This window comes from Mesorhizobium sp. M0244, from assembly GCF_040321795.1.
Taxonomy (GTDB): domain Bacteria; phylum Pseudomonadota; class Alphaproteobacteria; order Rhizobiales; family Rhizobiaceae; genus Mesorhizobium.
Window position 1 is genome coordinate 1 of sequence record NZ_JAMYSE010000068.1, and the last position, 19,989, is coordinate 19,989.

At 63.8% G+C, this 19,989-nt stretch carries 20 protein-coding genes and 1 pseudogene; 11 read left to right on the forward strand and 10 right to left on the reverse strand.

Annotated features, from left to right (window positions below):
* The 6 genes and pseudogenes from NKJ08_RS28375 to NKJ08_RS28400 all read left to right on the forward strand — a co-directional run.
* A pseudogene (locus tag NKJ08_RS28375) lies at positions 1-601 on the forward strand (hypothetical protein); the annotation flags it as partial.
* A gap of 111 nt (positions 602-712) precedes the next feature.
* The gene (gene purM / locus NKJ08_RS28380; protein WP_352784449.1) at positions 713-1,777 is read left to right on the forward strand and encodes a phosphoribosylformylglycinamidine cyclo-ligase; all 1,065 of its coding nucleotides are present in this window, start codon (positions 713-715) and stop codon (positions 1,775-1,777) included.
* Positions 1,774-2,481, forward strand: a complete 708-nt coding sequence (purN, locus tag NKJ08_RS28385; RefSeq protein ID WP_352530665.1) for a phosphoribosylglycinamide formyltransferase — start codon at positions 1,774-1,776, stop codon at positions 2,479-2,481. Before purM ends, purN begins: the two co-directional genes overlap by 4 nt.
* 85 nt (positions 2,482-2,566) lie before the next feature.
* Entirely contained in the window at positions 2,567-2,800 is a 234-nt protein-coding gene (locus tag NKJ08_RS28390; RefSeq protein ID WP_352530667.1) for a type II toxin-antitoxin system HicA family toxin, read from the forward strand.
* Entirely contained in the window at positions 2,797-3,138 is a 342-nt protein-coding gene (locus tag NKJ08_RS28395; protein ID WP_352530669.1) for a type II toxin-antitoxin system HicB family antitoxin, read from the forward strand. The genes NKJ08_RS28390 and NKJ08_RS28395 overlap by 4 nt, the downstream gene beginning before the upstream one ends.
* Before the next feature lie 50 nt (positions 3,139-3,188).
* Complete coding sequence (locus tag NKJ08_RS28400; protein WP_352530671.1) at positions 3,189-3,704, forward strand: SixA phosphatase family protein; 516 nt, start codon at positions 3,189-3,191, stop codon at positions 3,702-3,704.
* 119 nt (positions 3,705-3,823) lie between these two features.
* On the opposite strand, the gene NKJ08_RS28405 is transcribed toward NKJ08_RS28400, so the two are convergent.
* The 7 genes from NKJ08_RS28405 to NKJ08_RS28435 form a co-directional block, all read right to left on the reverse strand.
* On the reverse strand, positions 3,824-4,081 hold the full coding sequence (locus tag NKJ08_RS28405; RefSeq protein ID WP_352530674.1) for a DUF680 domain-containing protein: 258 nt from the start codon (positions 4,079-4,081) through the stop codon (positions 3,824-3,826).
* Between the two features lie 268 nt (positions 4,082-4,349).
* The gene (locus NKJ08_RS28410; RefSeq protein WP_352530676.1) at positions 4,350-4,577 is read right to left on the reverse strand and encodes a DUF680 domain-containing protein; all 228 of its coding nucleotides are present in this window, start codon (positions 4,575-4,577) and stop codon (positions 4,350-4,352) included.
* Positions 4,578-4,907: 330 nt separating this feature from the next.
* Positions 4,908-7,226, reverse strand: coding sequence for a cation:proton antiporter domain-containing protein (locus NKJ08_RS28415; RefSeq protein ID WP_352530678.1), 2,319 nt, complete (start codon positions 7,224-7,226; stop codon positions 4,908-4,910).
* 56 nt (positions 7,227-7,282) lie between these two features.
* On the reverse strand, positions 7,283-7,981 hold the full coding sequence (locus tag NKJ08_RS28420; protein WP_352530680.1) for a DUF2270 domain-containing protein: 699 nt from the start codon (positions 7,979-7,981) through the stop codon (positions 7,283-7,285).
* 57 nt (positions 7,982-8,038) lie between these two features.
* Positions 8,039-10,147 (reverse strand): molybdopterin-containing oxidoreductase family protein, encoded by a 2,109-nt coding sequence (locus NKJ08_RS28425; protein WP_352530682.1) that lies wholly within the window; start codon positions 10,145-10,147, stop codon positions 8,039-8,041.
* Positions 10,148-10,382: 235 nt separating this feature from the next.
* Positions 10,383-12,260, reverse strand: coding sequence for an ABC-F family ATP-binding cassette domain-containing protein (locus NKJ08_RS28430; RefSeq protein WP_352530684.1), 1,878 nt, complete (start codon positions 12,258-12,260; stop codon positions 10,383-10,385).
* A 442-nt stretch (positions 12,261-12,702) separates the two neighbouring features.
* Positions 12,703-12,882 carry a hypothetical protein gene (locus NKJ08_RS28435; RefSeq protein ID WP_352784457.1) on the reverse strand — a complete coding sequence of 60 codons (180 nt, stop codon included), beginning with the start codon at positions 12,880-12,882 and terminating at the stop codon, positions 12,703-12,705.
* Positions 12,883-13,012: 130 nt separating this feature from the next.
* Between NKJ08_RS28435 and NKJ08_RS28440 the strand changes: the two genes are divergently transcribed.
* Together NKJ08_RS28440 and NKJ08_RS28445 are read left to right on the forward strand one after the other, a co-directional pair.
* Positions 13,013-13,186 (forward strand): hypothetical protein, encoded by a 174-nt coding sequence (locus tag NKJ08_RS28440; RefSeq protein WP_352530688.1) that lies wholly within the window; start codon positions 13,013-13,015, stop codon positions 13,184-13,186.
* A 94-nt stretch (positions 13,187-13,280) separates the two neighbouring features.
* On the forward strand, positions 13,281-15,362 hold the full coding sequence (locus NKJ08_RS28445) for an ATP-dependent helicase (RefSeq protein ID WP_352784460.1): 2,082 nt from the start codon (positions 13,281-13,283) through the stop codon (positions 15,360-15,362).
* Positions 15,363-15,366: 4 nt separating this feature from the next.
* Here the strand turns inward: NKJ08_RS28445 and NKJ08_RS28450 are convergent, their stop codons facing one another.
* Positions 15,367-16,275, reverse strand: a complete 909-nt coding sequence (locus NKJ08_RS28450; RefSeq protein ID WP_352784463.1) for a LysR family transcriptional regulator — start codon at positions 16,273-16,275, stop codon at positions 15,367-15,369.
* Between the two features lie 98 nt (positions 16,276-16,373).
* Here NKJ08_RS28450 and NKJ08_RS28455 point away from each other — a divergent pair, with 98 nt between their 5' ends.
* A complete protein-coding gene (locus tag NKJ08_RS28455; protein WP_352530694.1) occupies positions 16,374-17,609 on the forward strand; it encodes an MFS transporter in 1,236 nt (411 codons plus the stop codon).
* A 134-nt stretch (positions 17,610-17,743) separates the two neighbouring features.
* Positions 17,744-18,046, forward strand: a complete 303-nt coding sequence (locus NKJ08_RS28460; protein ID WP_352530696.1) for a DUF982 domain-containing protein — start codon at positions 17,744-17,746, stop codon at positions 18,044-18,046.
* A gap of 69 nt (positions 18,047-18,115) precedes the next feature.
* Here the strand turns inward: NKJ08_RS28460 and NKJ08_RS28465 are convergent, their stop codons facing one another.
* Positions 18,116-18,415, reverse strand: coding sequence for a hypothetical protein (locus tag NKJ08_RS28465; RefSeq protein ID WP_352530698.1), 300 nt, complete (start codon positions 18,413-18,415; stop codon positions 18,116-18,118).
* 14 nt (positions 18,416-18,429) lie between these two features.
* Complete coding sequence (locus NKJ08_RS28470) at positions 18,430-18,942, reverse strand: DinB family protein (protein WP_352784468.1); 513 nt, start codon at positions 18,940-18,942, stop codon at positions 18,430-18,432.
* Between the two features lie 78 nt (positions 18,943-19,020).
* On the opposite strand from NKJ08_RS28470, the gene NKJ08_RS28475 reads away from it, so the two are divergent.
* Entirely contained in the window at positions 19,021-19,731 is a 711-nt protein-coding gene (locus tag NKJ08_RS28475; RefSeq protein WP_352784471.1) for a glutathione S-transferase family protein, read from the forward strand.
* Positions 19,732-19,989: the final 258 nt, after the last annotated feature.

Consider the following 19,989-nt stretch of genomic DNA (forward strand, 5'->3'; position numbering starts at 1 on the left):
GATACTCAGCCTGCTCCCGGAATGGAACCAGCGCCCGGTCGTTGACGCCTTGCAGGCGATGCGCGGCATCGCGCTGATCAATGCCGTGGTGCTGGGGGAGATCGGCAGTTTCAGCGCCACTATCCTTGCGAGGTGCGGCCGTTCATGCGAAGAGCCCGGGAGCAATAGCTTATTTCGTAACTGCCGAACGACGATGGCACAGAGAATCACAATCGCTTGGCGCGTCACGCTTTGCTATCTGGCCGGGCTGACGGAAAGTCTGTTGGTCTTCGCATCTTTCGGAGCCCCGCACCGCAACGTGGCAGCGCAAGATCTTCTTTCGGCCTTCGTTCTTTATCTGGCCGTAGGGGTGGTCGTCTCTTGGCCCCTCTGGTTGACGGCCGCTGTCGTGGCGTTCGTTTTCGCGAGGTCGGTCGCTGCAAATCCAGGTCTGTGGGCTGCCGCGGCGACGTTGATCGGCGCCGGCTTCTCGTATGGAACCCTGCCCTTCGACGGTGAAATCAGGTCTCTTGCCACCGTCGGTGGCCTCGCCGCAATTCTGGCAGGCATTTCTTTTTATTGTTGGAGTGTATCGCGCCCGGTTCCCCCGGCATCCAACTGAAAACACCATTAATCGCGCGCTTGCCTTGCGGGGCAAAACCGTTCATGCGAAGAGCCCGCACGCGAGTGAAAACAGCGACAGGCAAGCGCAACAGATGAGCAGGCGCCGGAAATGAGCAAGCGCAAGAACGGGCTCACCTATGCCGAAGCGGGCGTCGACATCGATGCCGGCAATCTCATGGTCGAGAAGATCAAGCCGCTGGTGCGCGCCACTCGCCGGCCGGGTGCCGATGGCGAGATCGGCGGCTTCGGCGGCCTGTTCGACCTCAAGGCAGCCGGCTTCACCGACCCGGTGCTGGTCGCCGCCAATGACGGCGTCGGCACCAAGCTGAAGATCGCCATCGATGCCGGCAAGCACGACACGATCGGCATCGACCTCGTCGCCATGTGCGTCAACGACATCGTCGTGCAAGGCGCCGAGCCGCTGTTCTTCCTCGACTATTTCGCCACCGGCAAGCTCGATCCCGACCAGGGTGCTGCGATCGTCGGCGGCATTGCCGCCGGCTGCAGGGAGGCCGGCTGCGCGCTGATCGGCGGCGAGACGGCGGAAATGCCAGGCATGTATCACGGCAAGGATTACGACCTTGCCGGCTTTGCCGTCGGTGCCGCCGAACGCGGCCAATTGCTGCCGACCGACGACGTCGTCGAGGGCGACGTACTGCTCGGCCTCGCCTCGTCGGGCCTGCATTCGAACGGCTTTTCGCTGGTCCGCCGCATCGTCACCGTAAGCGGCGTTGGCTGGAACGATGCGGCGCCGTTCAATGACGAAGCGACGCTGGCCGAGGCGCTGCTCGAACCGACCCGCATCTACGTCAAGTCGATCCTCAAGGCGATCCGCAACACCCACGGCATCAAGGCTCTGGCGCATATCACCGGCGGCGGCTTTCCCGAAAACATTCCGCGCGTTCTGCCCAAGGATTTTTCGGCCGAGCTCGACCTCGGCGCCATCGAGGTGCCGCCGGTGTTCTCATGGCTGGCCAAGACCGGCGGGGTCGCACCGGAAGAGATGATGCGCACCTTCAATTGCGGCATCGGCATGATCCTGGTCGTCGCCTCGGGCCAGGCGGCGCAGGTCGCCGCCGTGCTGCAGGAAGCCGGCGAGACGGTGACGCCGATCGGCCAGATCGTGCCGCGCCGCGACGCCGGGGTGATCTATCGGGGCTCGATCGGCCTATGACCAGAAAACGCACGGTGGTGCTGATCTCGGGGCGCGGCTCCAACATGACGGCGCTGATCGCGGCGGCGGGCAACCCGGCCTATCCGGCCGAGATCGTCGGCGTCATCTCCGACCGCGCCAATGCCGCCGGCCTCGGCATCGCCGCGGCTCGCGGCATCGCCACCAAGGTGATTTCGCGCTCGGACTATTCCAGCAAGGAAGCGCATGACGAGGCGATCGACGCGGCCCTTTTGTCGTTTCGCGCCGAGATCGTCGCGCTGGCCGGCTATATGCGCATCCTCGGTGCGCGCTTCGTCGAGAAATGGCAGGGCCGGATGGTCAACATCCACCCTGCCCTGCTGCCTGCCTTCAAGGGCCTGGATACGCATGCGCGAGCTATCCGCGCGGGCATGCGCATCCATGGCTGCACGGTGCATTTCGTCACGCTCGACATGGATGACGGCCCGATCATCGCCCAGGCCGCCGTGCCGGTGATGGTAGGCGACAACGAGGATTCGCTGGCGGCGCGCGTGCTCAAGGCCGAGCACCAGCTCTATCCGCTGGCGCTGGGGCTGGTCGCCGAAGGCAAGGCGCGCATGGAAGCCGGCCGCACGGTGTTTTCCCGCTTCGCCGACGATGCCGACAACGCCACGTCGGTGGTGATAGCGCCCGACCCGCTGCGCGAAGAGACCGATCTGGAGCACCTGGCGCGGATTACGCCGTAAGATGCATCCTAATTGCAATCAAATTTTGATTGCAATTAGGACCCTTCTCGCCTAATTTGCTTGCATGAACAGCAAGCACAAGCGTGTGCTCAGGGCGATCTTCACGGATCCGGTTTCGGGCAGCATCGAATGGATCGCCATCGAAACCCTGCTGGTTGCGGTCGGTTGCCAAGTGATCGAGGGAAACGGTTCGCGCGTGCGCTTCGTGTTCAACCGTGAGGTCGAAACCTTCCATCGGCCGCATCCGTCAAAGGAAGCGAAACGATATCAGGTGAGAGATGCTCGCCAATTCCTGTCGAGGATCGGAGTGAAGCCATGAATGCGATGACCTACAAGGGCTATTCCGCCCGTATCGATTATGATGATGACGACGAGATTTTCTTCGGCCGGATTGCCGGAATTCGCGACGGTGTATCGTTCCACGCTGAAACGGTCGCGGAGCTGAAGGCTGCTTTTCATGAAGCCGTGGACGACTATGTCGAAACCTGTGCGAAGATCGGTAAATCGCCGCAAAAACCCTATTCCGGCAATCTCATGCTGCGCGTCGATCCCTCGGTCCACTCGAAAGTGGCGCTGGCTGCGGAAGTCGCGGGCAAGAGCCTGAACCAATGGGGTGAAGAGGTCTTGCGCGAGGCCGCCGACAAGCAGATCGCCTGACGTTCGAGGATTTCTCATCCAACGCGCGTCTGTCTCTCCAGGACCGGATTATGAAGCAACTGCTGCTCCTGCGCCACGCCAAGTCGAGTTGGGATGATCCCGATCTTATCGACTTCGACCGGCCGCTGTCCGGGCGTGGGCTGAAGGCAGCGCCGCTGGTCGGGCGCGAACTGGCCCGGCGCGGCTGGCTGCCGGAGCTGGCGCTGGTATCGCCGGCGCTGCGCACCCGCGACACGTGGCGGCTGGTCTCGGCGGAGTTGCCGGCGAAGGTGCAGGCCAAATTTGCCCAGGCGCTCTACGAGGCAGCGGCGGCGGACATTCTCGCCAAGGTGCGGCAGGCAAATGCCAAGATCGGTACGCTTCTGGTGCTCGGACACAATCCCGGGCTGGAGGAGTTCGCAAGCCGTCTTGCCGGCGCCGGATCGGACGATGCGGCGCTCAAAAAGCTGGCGGAAAAATTTCCGACCGCGGCCCTGGCCCGTTTCGACGTCGACGCCGACTGGGCCGGTCTTACTTTTGGCAGTGCCCGGCTGACGCACTGCATTTGGCCGAAGGATCTGCGCTAGAGATTGGCCGACAGGCCGGAGGGGGGTGGGAAGGATCGCCGACTTTTCGGCCGACCCTCTTCCGCGAACAAGAACGGCGGGCCAAGCCCGCCGCTCTTTGTGCTCCGGGGTTTGAGGAACTAGCGGCCCCAGTTGCCCCTGCCAGATTGGGGCACCACGGACTGAGCCGTGCCGGACTGGGTCGTCGCCCTGGTGTCGACGGCATTGTGCTCAGCCGTCAGCGGCTTGCGGATCGAGCCCGTAAACGCGTTGTCAACATTGCCAACAGGCGCGGCCGGCTGGTTGACGCCGTCCGAACCATAGTGGTCGCTGCCGGCAAAGGCGCTGCCTGTGGCGATGAGGATGATGGCGGCGACGGTAAGAGCAATCTTGGTCATATCAGGTACTCCAATGTATTGGGCATTCGTGAGAGTGTCGTTGCTTTCGACGCATTCGAGATGAGAGTGCTGCCCGCACCGACGAATACGCACCCGAAGCGCACGTTGCTGGACGATTTCAGCAACCGAGATTGCGGCTACAGATGAAACCTGCAAATCAAAGTATTCGAGTGGCGTGGGATTCGATCCGGCGCGTGTCCACGTTGATACGCAAAAGCAAGAGTAGCGGGCCAAGCCGGCCGCTCTTTGTGTTCCAGGGCTGTGATAATCAGCGGCCCCAGATGCCTTGGCCGGATTCGGGCGCGACGGACTCGGTCGTCGTCTTGGTATGCTCAGTCGTGACCGGCTTGCGGATCGAACCGGTGAAATTGTTGTCGACATTCGCGCTGGGGGCGGCCGGCTGGTTGAAATTGTCCGAGCCATAATGGTCGCTGAAGGCAAAAGCAGTGCCGGTGGCAACCAGGATGGCGGCGGCGGTAAGAGCGATCTTGGTCATTTCAGGTACTCCGGTATTTCTCTGTTCTGTTCGTCAAGTGGCGTGCCTTGGGAGGAATTCGCGTCGCTCGGACCAGCCCGAGATGGGTCGGCGGGGCTGTCGTTTCCAATCACGAAAATTTTGTGCCGGTGCGCCAAATTGGCCGCTTGAAATCCGACATACGGCCCCTTTTGCCACAATCTTCTGGTTTATTATCAATCGGTTACGTCGACATTGGTGATTTGCGGCGCGAACGTTTCGTGAGCCGGCGTTCACCCGATGCTATACGCTCCGTCAACAGAAACGAACCGTTCGGTTCGATTATGCTGCCGGACCAATGCGCGATGAAATTCACGCAGCTACCGGTTCGGCGCCAGCGGCGTCATGCCTGGGCCGCGCGCTGGCCAGAAGTACGACGGGGCAGTTGCAGGCGGCCAGAACAGCGCCGGCGGTTTCGCCGAAGAACAGGTTCTCACCCGGCCGTTGAGTGACCCCCATTACGACGATCGCCGCACCGTTGGCCACCTCCCGGATGATCGCCTTGTCGGGTGTGACGCGGGTATGGAACGCTGTGTCTACAGGCACACCGTAGCGGCTGGCCAAGTCGGCGATGTCTTTCAGAACGGCCTCTTCGCGGCTATGCGACACAGATGTCGACCTGCGGCCCTTGGTTGCCCTTTGCGAGACGTAGAGCATCTTGACCCGCGCCCGGTTTGGACGGGCTAGAGCCAGCGCAAAGTCGGCGGCGCGACGCGCCACTTGAGTACCGTTGACGGGGACGAGAATGCTGGTGCCGGCCTTCAGCGTCGGCATCTTTTCGGCAGCATTGCCGCCGTTCAGGACCAGGCAAAGCGGGCCGTCAAATCCTCCGGCAATGTCGTTGAGGGTCGGCGCGAAGGCGCCATCGATGGTCAGCACATTGTCGAGGCCGACCAGCAGCAGGCCGTATCCCTTGCGGGCCTCTTCGGCGATCGTCTCACCGGTGGCTTCCGATTCGGTGCGAGCCGTCAGGTGGACTTTGTCGACCAGCGTATCTTCGATCCGTTTCACCGCCTGGGCGCTTTTTTTTGCACCCTTCTTGATTTCCTTCAGGGTGCGCTCCTGCCCCTTGCTGTCGGTTGGCCTGTCAATTCGGCCGTCTTTCAGGCGCAGCAAGGTGGTGGGCATGCCGCTGCCTCCGCCGACCAGTCCAGCGAGATAGGCGGTGAACTTGCCGACCCTGCTGTCGTCGACCAGCACCAGCAGCCGCTCCAGCCTGGAAATGAAGCCGTATTCGTCCAACGCCTCGCGCTCGACACGCTGCTGCTCGTCGTGCCCAACCGGCAGCCGGCCAAGCGCCCAGCGCAGCATCGGCGGCATGGCCAGCGTGGTGATCACGGCCATGGTGACGATCATGGTGAAGAGATTGTGCGACAGGATGTTCATCGACAGGCCGATGCTGGCGACGATCACCTCGGTCGAGCCGCGCGCGTTCATTGCGCTGCCGACGGCGATCGCTTCCTTGAACGACATGGCGGCGAGCCTGGCGCCGATGAACGCGCCGCCAAACTTGCCGATGCTGGCGATGACCACGAGAGCGCCTGTCAGCATGGCAAGCGTCGGGTCGGCGAGCACTGTGAGATCGGCGGAAAGCCCCGCCATGCCGAAGAAGATCGGCATGAACAGCGCGGTGATGACGCCGCGAAGCTGGCCCTCGATGTGGCTGGAGAGGATGGGTGATTCACCGACAAGGATGCCGGCGACGAACGCCCCCAGCACGGTGTGGACGCCTATCATGTTGGTGATCAGCGCCATCACCCCCATGATGATGAGGATCATGGTGATCACCGCATACTCGCTGCGGAAGGCATCGTTGGTCCAGCGGATCAAGGTGAAGACTAGACGGCGGCCGATGGTGAAGGAGAACACCATGAACAGTGCCACCTCGGCGACGGTGGTCACCAGCGGCGCGAACTGCAGCCTGCCGTTGGTGGCGATGCCGAAGGTTACGGCGATGATCAGCCAGCCGATCGTGTCCTCGATGATCGCCGAGGAAATAATCACCTGACCGAGGTTGCGGCGCATGAAGTTCATCTCGCGCACCACCATGGCGACGATCTTGACCGACGAGATCGACAGCGCGGTGCCCAGGAACAGCCCGGCGACGGTGCGTTGGGTCGGGTCGGCCAGCAGTGCGTCCGGCAGGAATTGCGCAAGCGCGAAAGCGCAGATGAAGGGCACCACAATGCCGGTCCCCGAAATGGAAAAACATGCCGCGCCGACCCGGCGCACCAGCCGCAGGTCCGTCTCCATGCCGGTCAGCAAAAGCAGCATCAGTATGCCAAGCTGCGAGACGGCGTCGATCATGCCCTTTTGCGCAGGATCACTGGGAAAGATCAGGTGCTGGGCGGACGGCCACAGCCAACCGAACAGCGACGGACCGAGCAGGATGCCGCCGATCAGTTGGCCCATGATTGCCGGCTGGCCATAGCGCTGCAGCACTTCGCCCAGGCCACGCCCGACAAGCAGCAGCAGGACGATCTCGGCAACGAAAGCGCCCTCGCCCGAACCGCCCATTCCCGAGGCCTTGGTTCCGGCAACAAGCGTCTCCGCCGCCCAGGCCCCGCTTGCGGGGACGAACGCCCAAACCAGCAGCGCCAGGCTGGAACGTGTCGGAGCCTGCCAAACCATGAAACCCCCATCGCCCAATGCACGTGCCCAACAACGCGCGACAGGGCGTTGCGTTGCTAGACGTGGACGTCACCGAAGGAGAGTTCGCCGTCGTCGCTCTCCGTCAGGAAGGCTGTCACCAGCAGGCCGGCATAGAGGATGGCGACCAGCACGACGATGACGGCGCCAGGGATTGGGCCTAAGGCAGCACCGGTGACGGCCTCACGCATCGAACCGACGAAGCCGACGCGGACGCCTTCGGTCAGAAGACTTGGCGTCGACAGTTTGAGGATCCAGGCCAGGAGCAGGATCAGCAGCATGTAGATGTAATTCCGACGCAGGCGGCGCGCCAAAGCCGCTCGTTGCGAAATGAGGAATTTCGGCGCGCGCAGGCTCTCGCCGACGATCAGCAGCCAATCGGACGCGAAGTCCGGCTGCGGCGAGAATATCTGCGCGAAATAATGCCGTTCGAACTGGCGCACGCGGGCCCGGTAGAAGTCGAAGAAGCGGTATCGGCGCGCCTCTATCCACAGCAGCAGCAGAACAAGCAGCATGGCAAACAGCAGCACGCCGTGATGAGCGCTGGCTGTGGAAAGCGATACGGACAGCATTGCCGCCACGACAGTTATCGCCCAATTGCTTGTCAGGTCCAGGCGGTCGCGCCACCCCGCCATGCGCAGAATCTCGGCGCGATGAAAGTGCGACATCGTGGTTACGAGTTCGCCGGACGAAAGTGTCCTTCCGATGGGGTCCGGCGCCGCCAACGCTTCTGCCATGACCATGCCTCCACCCGCCACGCGAAAACGGCTGGATGGACATATCGTTCCGACGCTTCAATTGGCCGGGCGCAGCCAGACCTTGTTGTCGTGGAAGGCAGCGCCGCCATAGGGCGCCGGCGCGTCGGCGCCGGTCAGCACGTTGATGCCCTCGCCGCGCTCATGGGCGCCGTTCGGCCAGATGCCTTCGGCGACCACCACGCCGCGCTTGATGCCGTCGAACAATCTTGCGTGCAGCACCACTTCGCCACGCCGGTTGCCGACCTCGACACGGCCGCCGTCGGCGACCCCGAGTGCCGCCGCATCGTCGGGATGCAAGAGCAGTTCCGGCCGGCCCTCCTTCGCCTTCGAGACCGGCGTTTCGGCAAAGGTCGAATTGAGGAAATTGCGCGCCGGCGAGGTGGTCAGCCGGAACGGGTGCGCCTCGTCCGCCACCTCGATCAGGTCGACATGGTCCGGAAATTCCGGCAGGCGCGCCACCGGGCCGAAGAGGCCCATGCTTTTCGGTGGCCGATTGGGTGCCGCCTGCCCGGTCCAGTCGGCGCGGAAGTGGAATTTTCCGTCCGCGTGGCCGAAGCCGTTGAGGAAATGCGCGGCCTCGAAATCCGGTTGCAGATCAAGCCATTTCTCGTCCTTCAGGCTCGAAAAGCTGCCCAGCCCGCGCTTGCCCAAAATGATGTCGATATGCTGCTGCTCGGTCATGCCGAAGCCCGGACGATCGGCGACGCCAAGCCTCTTGCCGAGCTCCTCGATGACGAAATGGTTGGTGCGCGGACCTTCCGGCGGGTCGATCAGCTTCGGCCCGAGCGTGATGTGCTGGTTGCCGCCGCCCTTGTAGACGTCGTCATGCTCGAGAAACATCGTTGCCGGCAGCACGACATCGGCGAGTTTTGCGGTGTCCGTCATGAACTGCTCGTGCACGCAGGAAAACAGGTCGTCGCGCAGAAAACCCTGCTTCACCAGCCGCTGCTCCGGCGCGACATTGACTGGATTGGTGTTCTGGATCAGCAGCGCCGTCACTGGCGGGCCGCCATAGAGCGCATCCGCCGCCCCGGTCAGCACCGGGCCGATGCGCGAATGGTCGAGATGACGGATCGCGGGGTCGCGCATCCGTGTGCCCTCCAGCAGTTCCTGGTTGAGCTTGAAGATGCCCGAATTGGTATGGAAGGCGCCGCCGCCCTCATACTGCCAGCAGCCGGTGACCGCGGCGATCGAGGCTGCGGAATGCATGTTGACCGAACCGTTGCGCTGCCGCGAAAAACCGTAGCCGAGGCGGAAGTAAGTCTTCTTCGTCGTGCCGACGAGCCGGGCGAAGGTCTCGATTTCGTCGACAGAAAGCCCGGTGATATTAGCGGCCCATTGCGGCGTCCGCGTCTTGAGATGCGCCTCCAGCCCCTGCGGGTCGTCGGTGTATTTTTCCAGATAGGCGCGGTCGGCCATGCCGTCGCGGAACAGCACGTGCATGACAGCGCAGGCCAGCGCGCCGTCAGTGCCGGGCTTCAGCACCAGGCCAAGATCGGCCTGCTTCATGGTCGCATTCTCATAGACGTCGATGACGACGATCTTGGCGCCGCGTTCCTTGCGCGCCTTGACGGCGTGGGTCATCACGTTGACCTGCGTGACCACGGCGTTGGTGCCCCAGATCACCACGCAGTCGGACTTTGCCATCTCGCGCGGGTCGGGGCCACGCAGCGCGCCGGCGCCCATCATCCAGCCGGTCCAGGCCAGATTGGTGCAGATCGAACCGAAGAAGCCGGAGTATTTTTTGGCGTGCCTGAGCCGCTCGATGCCGTCGCGCTGCACCAGCCCCATCGTGCCGGCATAGTAATAGGGCCAGACCGTCTCCGAGCCATATTTTGCCTCGGCCGCGATGAATTTTTCGGCGACAAGGTCGAGTGCGGCTTCCCAACTCGCTTCCTTCCAGGCGCCCTCGCCCTTGGCGCCGGCACGGACCAACGGCTTCAGCAAGCGCTCGGGGTGATGGACGCGGTCGGCATAGCGGGCGACCTTGGCGCAGATGACGCCGGCCGTATAGCTGTTGGCCTTGGCGCCGTGGACGCGGCCGATACGCCTGGCGTCGAGCAGCTCGACTTCGAGCGCGCAGGTCGAGGGACAATCATGCGGACAGGCCGAATGGCCGATTTTGAGCTTGGCGTGCTGATTCATGGAACGAGGGTAGCCGGTTCCGTGCATGGCGTGTAGGGCCAGATGATTAGCCAATCTCCCCCCAAGTGGGGGAGATGTCCGGCAGGACAGAGGGGCGCGCGAAGGATCGCCTACCTTGTTCATCCTACGACAAACCCGAGACCGGCGTGAGGACGCAATCAATTGAGAGGTCGCCGGGACAGCGCCCCCCTCTGCCTGCCGGCATCTCCCCCACAAGGGGGAGATTACGCTGCCCCTACTCCGCCGTGCCTTCCTCATACTCGGCCGACATCGACAGCCATTTTTCCTCGTGGCCGGCGAGCGTCTGGGCGAGCTGTGAGCGTTCCTTGGCCAGCTGGGTCGCGGTCGAGGGGTCCTTTTCGTAGACGGCCGGATTGGCGAGCTCGTCCTCGATCAGGTCGATGCGCTTGCGGAGGCGGTCCATCAGCGCTTCGGTGGCGCGGATTTCCTTGGCCAGCGGCTCGAAGGCGGCGCGGCGCGCGGCTGCGTCTCGGCGGCGGTCGGCCTTCGACGCTTTGTCCGCCTCGCGCTTGCCGCGGCGGTCGCCGGAGACACCGGTGACCAGCGTCTTGTAGTCCTCGAGATCGCCGTCATACGGGTTGACCGCGCCATCCTTCACCAGCCACAGCCGGTCGGCGGTCGCTTCGAGCAGATGGCGGTCGTGCGAGATCAGGATAACCGCGCCGGGAAAATCGTTCAGCGCATGGATCAGCGATTCACGGCTGTCGATGTCGAGATGGTTGGTCGGCTCGTCGAGGATGAACAGGTTCGGCCCCTCGAAGGCCGACAGGCCCATCAGCAGCCGCGCCTTCTCGCCGCCGGACAGATCCTTGGCGGCGGTGTTCATCTTTTCGGTGGTCAGGCCGAATTGGGCAACGCGGCCGCGCACCTTCGATTCCGGCGCTTCCGGCATCAGCCGACGGACATGCTCATAGGCGTTTTCGTCCGGCCGGAGGTCGTCGAGCTGGTGCTGGGCGAAGATTGCTACCTTGAGCCCGGGCGCCACCGTCATGCTGCCGGTCTCCGGCTTCAGCCGGCCGGCCAAAAGCTTGGCGAAGGTCGACTTGCCGTTGCCGTTGGCGCCGAGCAGTGCGATGCGGTCGTCGGCATCGATGCGCAGCGTCATCTTCTTCAGGATCGGCTCACCCTCGACATAGCCGACATTGACGTTATTCAGCGCAATGATCGGCGAGGCCACCGTCTTCACCGGCTCGGGGAAGGAGAACGGCCGTACCGTGTCGTTGACGATCGCGGCGATCGGCTTCATTTTCTCCAGCGCCTTGATGCGCGACTGCGCCTGCCTCGCCTTGGAAGCCTTGGCGCGGAAGCGCTCGACGAAGGATTCCATGTGCTTGCGCGCGGCCTCCTGCTTGACGCGGCCCTTCTCCTGCAATTCGCGCTGCTCGGTATATTGCCGCTCGAACTGGTCGTAGCCGCCGCGCCAGAAGGTCAGCTTCTTCTGGTCGAGATGGACGATCGAGTTGACGGCGCGGTTGAGCAGGTCGCGATCGTGCGAAATCAGCAGCACGGTGTGCGGGTATTTCGACAGGTAGTTTTCCAGCCACAGCGTGCCTTCGAGGTCGAGATAGTTGGTCGGCTCGTCGAGCAGCAGAAGGTCGGGCTCGGCAAACAGCACGGCGGCCAGCGCGACGCGCATGCGCCAGCCGCCGGAGAAGGACGAGGCCGGCCGCCGCTGCGCCGCATCGTCGAAGCCGAGGCCGGCGAGAATGGTGGCTGCGCGTGACTCGGCTGAATGCGCATCAATGTCGGCCAGCCGCATGTGGATGTCCGCGATGCGGTGCGGATCGGTCGCGGTCTTTTCCTCTTCGAGCAGCGCACTCCGTTCAAGGTCGGCCTTGAGCACGATCTCGATCAGCGGCTCCTCGGTGCCGGGCGCTTCCTGCGCCACCTGGCCGATGCGCGTGTTCTTGGGCAGGCCGATCGAGCCGGTCTCGGAGGCGAGGTCGCCGGTAATTGCCTTGAACAAGGTCGTCTTGCCGGTGCCGTTGCGGCCGACAAGGCCAGCCTTGCTGCCGGCCGGCAAGGTCAGCGAGGCATGGTCGAGAAGCAGGCGTCCGGCCATACGGAGCGAAAGGTCGTTGATGATCAGCATGGCCGCGCTTTTGCACGGGACAACCATGCTTCGCAAGGGCTTGAGCCCCGGTTCGCCGCATAAGGCGCGAAAACCAGCAAAGAGGTGACGTCGACACCGCGACTTCCCGCAAAACGCAAAAGAACCCGCTATCCTGAGGGGGGGTAAGGAAGCGGGTTCTTTCGTGAACGGCTGCCTTGGGAGCGTCCGATCGACACCCAAACACGCAACAGCCGGGTTTGTTCCATGTGATGAACAAACCATGTGATGACAAACACCGGCGTGGCCGGCAGGTTGTCCACAGGCGCGTGCGTCCGTACGCTATCGGACCATGACGCTGCGGAAAGACTCGGCTATCCTTGGATGCGCGGCGGGCCTGATCTCCGCCTGGCCGGCGCCATCAGCTTCCTCCCAAGCGGCGCCGGCCACCTTCTTTGACCGGTGCCGACGCCATTTGAGGTGGTCATTGTTTTGGCGGCGTGCCGGGCTGATCGCCGCCGGTCGTCGATTTCGGCGCCGGATTCTTGTCGACCTGCGGGTTCTGCTCGACCGTGTCGCCGGGGGCCTTGGTCGGCTGGATGTTATTGTCGCAACCCGCAACGGTCAGCGCTGCCATAAGCAGCAGGATTAAGCGCTTTTTCATCGCAGTCTCCTCTCGCCCGACAACGAGGCGTCGGCGATTTGGTTGCGCGATCGGTGTCTTCCCGCATTCTCCGAGGAGCCGGGGAACAAAATGCCGCGTCTTCGGTTGCTCCAAATCAATGGAGGAAGCCATGATCCGTTTGCTCATCGCCGGGGCAATCGTCTACGTTGCCTATCGCGTCGCCAAGAAAGTGATTGACGACGTGCCCGACGATTTCGATCCGCTGCTGCTGCCGCCGCCGCAAGACGATCGCGAGGCGCTTCGGCGGCAATCGGCAAGGATGGGCGTCGAACCCGGGCGCTGATCGATCGCTCTGCCGCAAGGCTTCTTCGCTTCCGAGCGCAAACTCCCGCTCTGCAAACCGTTGCGAACAAAGCAGAAACGATGCTTGATGGGCGATGAACCTCGCCGCCCGTGATTCGTCTTTCCAGCCGGCCTATCTGGCGAAGCTCAACGCCGAGCAACGGCTTGCCGTCGAACATGGCGACGGCAAGATAGCCGGTCCGTTGCTGGTGATCGCCGCCGCCGGTTCCGGCAAGACCAACACGCTGGCGCACCGGGTCGCGCATCTGATCGTCAAGGGCGCCGACCCGCGCCGCATTCTTTTGATGACATTTTCGCGCCGTGCCGCAGCGGAAATGGCCAAGCGGGTCGAGCGCATCGCCGGCGAGGTGCTCGGGCGCGATGCTTCTGTCATCACCGATGCGCTGAGTTGGGCCGGCACGTTCCACGGCATCGGCGCCAGGCTGCTGCGCGATTATGCGCTGGAGATCGGCCTCGACCCGGCCTTCACCATCCACGACCGCGAGGATTCCGCCGATCTGATGAACCTTGCCCGCCATGAGCTCGGTTTTTCGAAGACCGAAGCCCGCTTCCCGACCAAGGGCACCTGTCTTGCGATCTATTCGCGCGCCGTCAACGCGCAGGCGCCGCTCGGCGAGGTTTTGGGGTCGGTGTTTCCATGGTGCGCCGGCTGGGCCGAACAGCTCAAGGCGCTGTTCGCCAGATATGTCGAGGCCAAGCAGGCGCAGAACGTGCTCGATTACGACGATCTGCTGCTCTACTGGGCGCAGATGGCCAGCGAGCCGGAAATCGCCGCGCACCTGGGTGGGCGTTTCGACCATGTGCTGGTCGACGAATACCAGGACACCAACCGGCTGCAGGCGTCGATCCTGACGGCGCTGAAGCCCGACGGATCGGGGCTGACTGTGGTCGGCGACGATGCGCAGTCGATCTATTCATTTCGCGCAGCGGACGTGCGCAATATCCTGGATTTTCCCAAGCAGTTCGCGCAGCCTGCCGAGGTCGTCATGCTGGAGCGCAACTACCGCTCGACCGAGACGATCCTGGCGGCCGCCAATGCGGTGATCGGCGAAGCGTCGGAGCGTTTCACCAAAAATCTCTGGTCCGAGCGCAAATCGACAGAAAAGCCGAAGCTGGTGAGCGTGCGCGACGAGACCGAGCAGGCGAGCTATGTCTGCCAGGCGATACTCACCGAGCGCGAGGCCGGCACAGCGTTGAAGACGCAGGCCGTGCTATTTCGAGCTTCGCACCACAGCGGCCCGCTGGAGATCGAGCTGACGCGCCGCAACATCCCCTTCGTCAAGTTCGGCGGGCTGAAATTCCTCGACGCCGCTCACGTCAAGGACGTGCTGGCCGTGCTGCGCTTTGCCGAAAACCCGCGCGACCGCGTCGCCGGATTTCGCGTGCTGCAACTTCTGCCCGGCATTGGCCCTTCGGCCGCCAATGCGATCGTCGAGACCATGGCGACGTCGCTCGACGAGACCATGGGGCTTGCCCGTTACCGGCCGCCGCCGCGCGCCGCCGACGACTGGCCGGGCTTTGTCGCGCTCTATTGCGGCCTGCGCGCCGGCGCAAAAAAATGGCCGGCCGACATCGAGCAGGTCAGGCTCTGGTACGAGCCGCACCTGGAACGCATCCACGAGGATGCGACGACGCGCCGGGCAGATCTCCTGCAGCTCGAGCAGATCGCTTCCGGCTATGCCTCGCGCGAGCGCTTCCTCACCGAACTGACGCTCGATCCGCCGGACGCGACCAGCGACGAGGCCGGCCCGCCGCACCGCGACGAGGATTATCTGATCCTGTCGACCATCCATTCGGCCAAGGGCCAGGAGTGGAAAAACGTTTTCGTGCTCAACACCGTCGACGGCTGCATCCCGATCGATCTCGGCGTCGGCAACAAGGAGGATATCGACGAAGAGCGGCGGCTGCTCTACGTGGCGATGACGCGGGCCAAAGACGGCCTGCACCTAGTCATGCCGCAGCGCTTTTTCGTCCATGGCCAGGCGGCGCGCGGCGACCGCCATGTCTATACCTCGCGCACGCGCTTCATCCCGCGCTCAATCCTCGGCGCCTTCGAGCAGGTGGCGTGGGCCAGCGTCCTGGCCAGGGACGATCCGCGCCGGCAGCCGCAAGTGCGCGTCGATCTCGGCGCGCGCATGCGCGGCATGTGGAAATAGCCGCTCAGGCCTTCAGAAACGGCCCTGCCCCGTGCAGAGACGTAAACAGCGCCTCGCTGAACAGGGAAATCGGACGCTGCAAGCGGCCGGCCGGCGGCCGGTGGAAGACCCAGGCGCGCACTTGCGGACGGAAATCCGTGTCGAGGATCTCGATCGCATCGCGCCAGGGGCTGCCTGTCAGGGCCGCCGGGGTGACGATGCCGATGCCGTGGCCGCGCGCCACCAGCGACATGCGCAGGTCGGCGCTCAAGGCTTCGACGCCAACCTGAAACGGCAAGCGCGCCGCTTCGAAACTGTGACGGATGAAGCGGCGGAAGCCGCAGCCATTTTCGTTCAAGACCCAGGGGAAAGCCGACAGGTCGGCGAGGCTTGCCGGTTTCGGCACCTCAAGGCCGGGTGCAGCGATCAGCAGGACCGTCTGCTCGCCGAGGTCGTCGCCGACCAGCTCCTCCGGCGGCCGGTCGCCATCGGGCAGGCACAGCGCGGCCGCATCCAGCTCGCTGCGGGCGACCTGCTCCAGCAGACGCGGCGACCAGCCGGAGGTGATGCGCAGCGTCAGGCGTGGAAACTCCTTACGCAACCGGTCGAGCGGAACGGCAAGTGCTGCGTCCGACAGATATGGCAGGATGCCGAGACGGAATTCACCAGTGATTTCGCCATCGGGCGCGAGGCCGGACTTCAAGTCTTCCAGCGAGCGCAGCACGCGGCGCGCGTGCTCGTAGGCATCCCGACCCGCGCCGCTCGGCTTCAGCGGTTTGGACAGGCGATCGAGAAGCGGCGTTCCCAGCGCCTCCTCGAGGTTCTGGATGCGGCGCGACACGCCGGGCTGGGTCAGGTTCAGGCGGCCGGAGGCGCCGACGATAGAGCCGGTTTCCACCACCGCCACGAAGGCTTCGAGGTCATGCAGGTTCATGCGCTTTCCTCATAATCATTATTCAATCTATTTAATTGCGACATGTTACTCCGTCGGCATAATGAATTCAATCATTATACCAATGTTGGAGCTCGGGCATGGCCGATGTTCTCACGGAACGCACCGCGGAATCCCAGATCAGCGATACAATCAGCGGCAGGACGACGCTGCTGTTTGCAACCGCCGTCGGCGTGATCGTCATCAATCTGTTTGCGCCGCAGACGCTGATCGGCTTGATCGGGCCTTCGCTCGGGCTTGGCGGTGCCGAAGGCGGCCTGGTGGCGATGGCCACGCTGCTCGGCTATGCCGCCGGCCTTTTTCTCCTGGTGCCGCTCGCCGATCTTAGGGAAAACCGAGCCCTGATCGTGCGCATGCTCGGCTCGTCGTCCGTCGCCGCCGGTGTCGCGGCGGTGGCACCGAATGCGGCCATGCTGCTCGCGACCCTGTTCGTGCTTGGCGCCGCCTGCTCCGCCATCCAGGTTCTGGTGCCGATCGCCGCCGCCATGGCACCGCCGGAGCGGCGGGGCCGTGTCATCGGCGATGTCATGAGCGGGCTGATGCTGGGCATTCTGCTGTCACGTCCACTGGCCAGCCTGATCGCCAGCGCGTGGGGCTGGCGGGCCTTCTACGCCGTCAGCGCAGTCGCGGTGGCGGTGCTGACGGTGGTTCTGGCCGTCTGCCTGCCGCGCCGGCCGGTGTCGTCGGCGATGACCTATCCCGGGTTGATCGCCTCGCTCTGGCGCCTCGTTTGCAGCGAGCCACAGCTCAGGATCAGGGCGCTGACCGCAAGCCTTGCGATGGCGGCGTTCAGCGTGTTCTGGACCTCGGTAGCGCTTCGTCTCGCCCAGCCGCCATTCGAGCTCACGCAACGCGGCATTGCGCTGTTTGCGCTGGTCGGTGCCGGCGGCGCTGTCGTTGCGCCATTGTTCGGGCGTGCCGGGGATCGCGGATGGACGCGCCGCACGACGATCCTGTGTCACCTCGCCATGATCGCGGCGTTCGGGCTTTGCGCCTGGGCGGCGGCTGCAACGGTCGATGCATCGACACTACCGCTGATCGTCATGGGCGGCAGTGCCGTGCTGCTCGATATCGGCGTCACCGGCGACCAGACACTTGGCCGCAGGATCGTCAACCTGCTCAATCCCGAAGCACGCGGCCGGCTGAACGGCCTGTTCGTCGGATTGTTCTTTCTCGGCGGCGCGGCCGGATCGGCGCTGGCCGGGATTGCCTGGGCATGGTTTGGATGGTCGGCAATTTCGGCACTCGGCATCCTGATCGGGCTTTTGGCGCTGGCCGTGGACTGGCTAGCCGCTCGACCTGGCCGGCATTCCTGATTGGTGGGTCGAGCGTGACAGACGAAAGCAAAATCCCGGCAACATGGAACCTCGCGCCGCGATCGGCGTTTCTGCCCGACCCCCAGACCGGAGAACGGCGTCCGCCGTGACCTCCGCCCATTCGAGAGGCCAGAATGCACGACAGGACGTTTTCCACCCCGGTCGCCCTAACCGTTGGCGCCGGCTACAAGCGCACGATCGCTTCGTTCTCCGAGATGCACGAGTTCCTGATCGAGTTCCCGCCTTCGCGCCGGCGGCTGAGCTATGGCGCTGCGGTAAAGGCCTGCGAGGCGGCCCGTGCCGGCGAGATCTCGGCCGAAGCGGCACGCGACGCCCTGATCACTTTCGCAGTGACAGCAGGCATCCTCTGGCCCGCTGCCCAGCCGGCCGTTTCGGTCAAGCCGGTCGCTCGGGGCCATGGCGGCTACGCCGCCTGAAAAGCCTCTTCGCCATCATAGCCGGCCGGAGATGCCGTCCATTTATCGACGGTTTTAGTTCGGCGGATCCTAAATCAGCCGCCTTCTGATACTTATCCGGGTCACCGCGGTCACGAGAATGGCGCCGATCATGAAATAGATGGTCGCGACAATGTCGCCCTGATGGAAATAATAACCGGAGTTGAGAAGCGCCAAGACCACGGCGAAGAACGCCACAAGGCGCAAGGGTTCATTGGGCATGCGTGCCAATTCTCGCTGTTGCTGCTGAATGCTGCTGAAGCGGCCGCCCTCACGACCGTGCGCTCCATAAAATGTTTTGGCGCGTTTTGCAATCTCGGCAGATCGTCCTCTATCCACCGTCCGCTTCACCAGCCGCCCCAGGGTTAGGCGAAAGCCCTGCCCTCCTCGCTGCGCTGGAACAACGTCAGGTCCAGTCCGAGGCTTGGCTTGCCCAGAATGGTCAGGATCGCATGCGCCTGTCCGCGATGGTGGGTCTGGTGGTTGAAGAAGTGGTCGAGCGCCGGCGCCAGCCGCTGCGAGACGGTGCGCATATCCGAGACGGTCATGTAGGAGAAGCGGCCCCACAGCGCCTTGTCGCTCAAGCCGCCGACCCAGTCGATGATCCGCTTGTCTTCAGCCTCGCGCGCCAGCCGCAAGCCAGGCAAGGCGCGGTGCAGGATGGTGTCGAGCCTTGCCGGCGCGTCGCCCTCGCCGATGAAGCGTTTCATCCAGATACGGTCGGCTGCCAGGAGGTGGTTGAGCGTTCCTATCATCGAGCCGAAGAAGACGCCGACATTGCGGTCGAACTCTTCATCGTGGAGATCGGCCGCGGCATTGTAGATGCGGCCATTGGCCCATTGATTGTAGGCCGCAAACATCATGAAGTGCTGTTTCATTTTTCTCTCGACCTGCGAGACCCCTGTTTCGCGCGGGTCTGTTTCGGGCATAGTTAGACTGCAAGGAAGCTGCCGCCAATGACTATTCTGCTCTATGACCTTGTCGGGCGCGACACCGCCCGCCCGTTCAGCCCGCATTGCTGGAAGGTGGCAATGGCGCTGGCCCATAAAGGGCTCGACATTACCAGCGTGCCGACCCGTTTCCTCGAGGTGCCGAAAGTGGAAGGCGGCATCTCGAAGCTCGTTCCGGTGATCCGCGACGGTGAGACGGTGGTCGCCGATTCCTTCGCCATCGCGCTCTATCTCGAGGAGACCTATCCCGGGCGGCCGACATTGTTTTGCGGCGACGGCGGCAAGGCGACGGCGCGCTTCATCGAACGCTGGTCGCAGCTGACGATCCACCCCTACGTCACCACCGCCGCAATACTGGACCTGCATGCCATGCAGGACGAGGCGAACGCTGCCTATTTCCGGCAGAACCGCGAGCAGCGCTTCGGCAAGCGCCTGGAGGAGGTATACGCCACCCGCGACGCCGGGCTCGCCGGCTTCCGCGCCTCGCTGGAGCCGCTGCGCTCGATGCTTGGCTATCAGCCCTTCATCGGCGGCCCGTCGCCGCTGTTTGCCGACTACATCGTCTTCGGCGCGCTGCAATGGGCGCGCATCGCAACGCCCTACCGGCTGCTCGACGACAGCGATGTCGTGGCGCAATGGTTCAAGCGATGCCTCGATTTGCATGGTGGCCTCGGCCGCACCGTCGCGGCGGCAGCGATCTCCCCGCTTGAGATGTGAGATCGGCAGTTTCATCGTGGGCGCCACATTTTGTTCTTGCTTTGTGCCGGCAGCTATGCTACTAATTTGGGTATGGTGCTGATTCGCGCCGACGACCCGTCCGGTTTACCGCGGCGGGTTTTGTTTTGCCGATAGGGGTGCAACGGCGTTGCCGGCGGGAACGTCGCTCGGCGCCGGCTAAAGTTGCTGTCCGGCCAAATGCGACAATGCGGACAGACGAAGTGTCGCCTGAGGCGCCTCATCATCGCCTGGATCGAA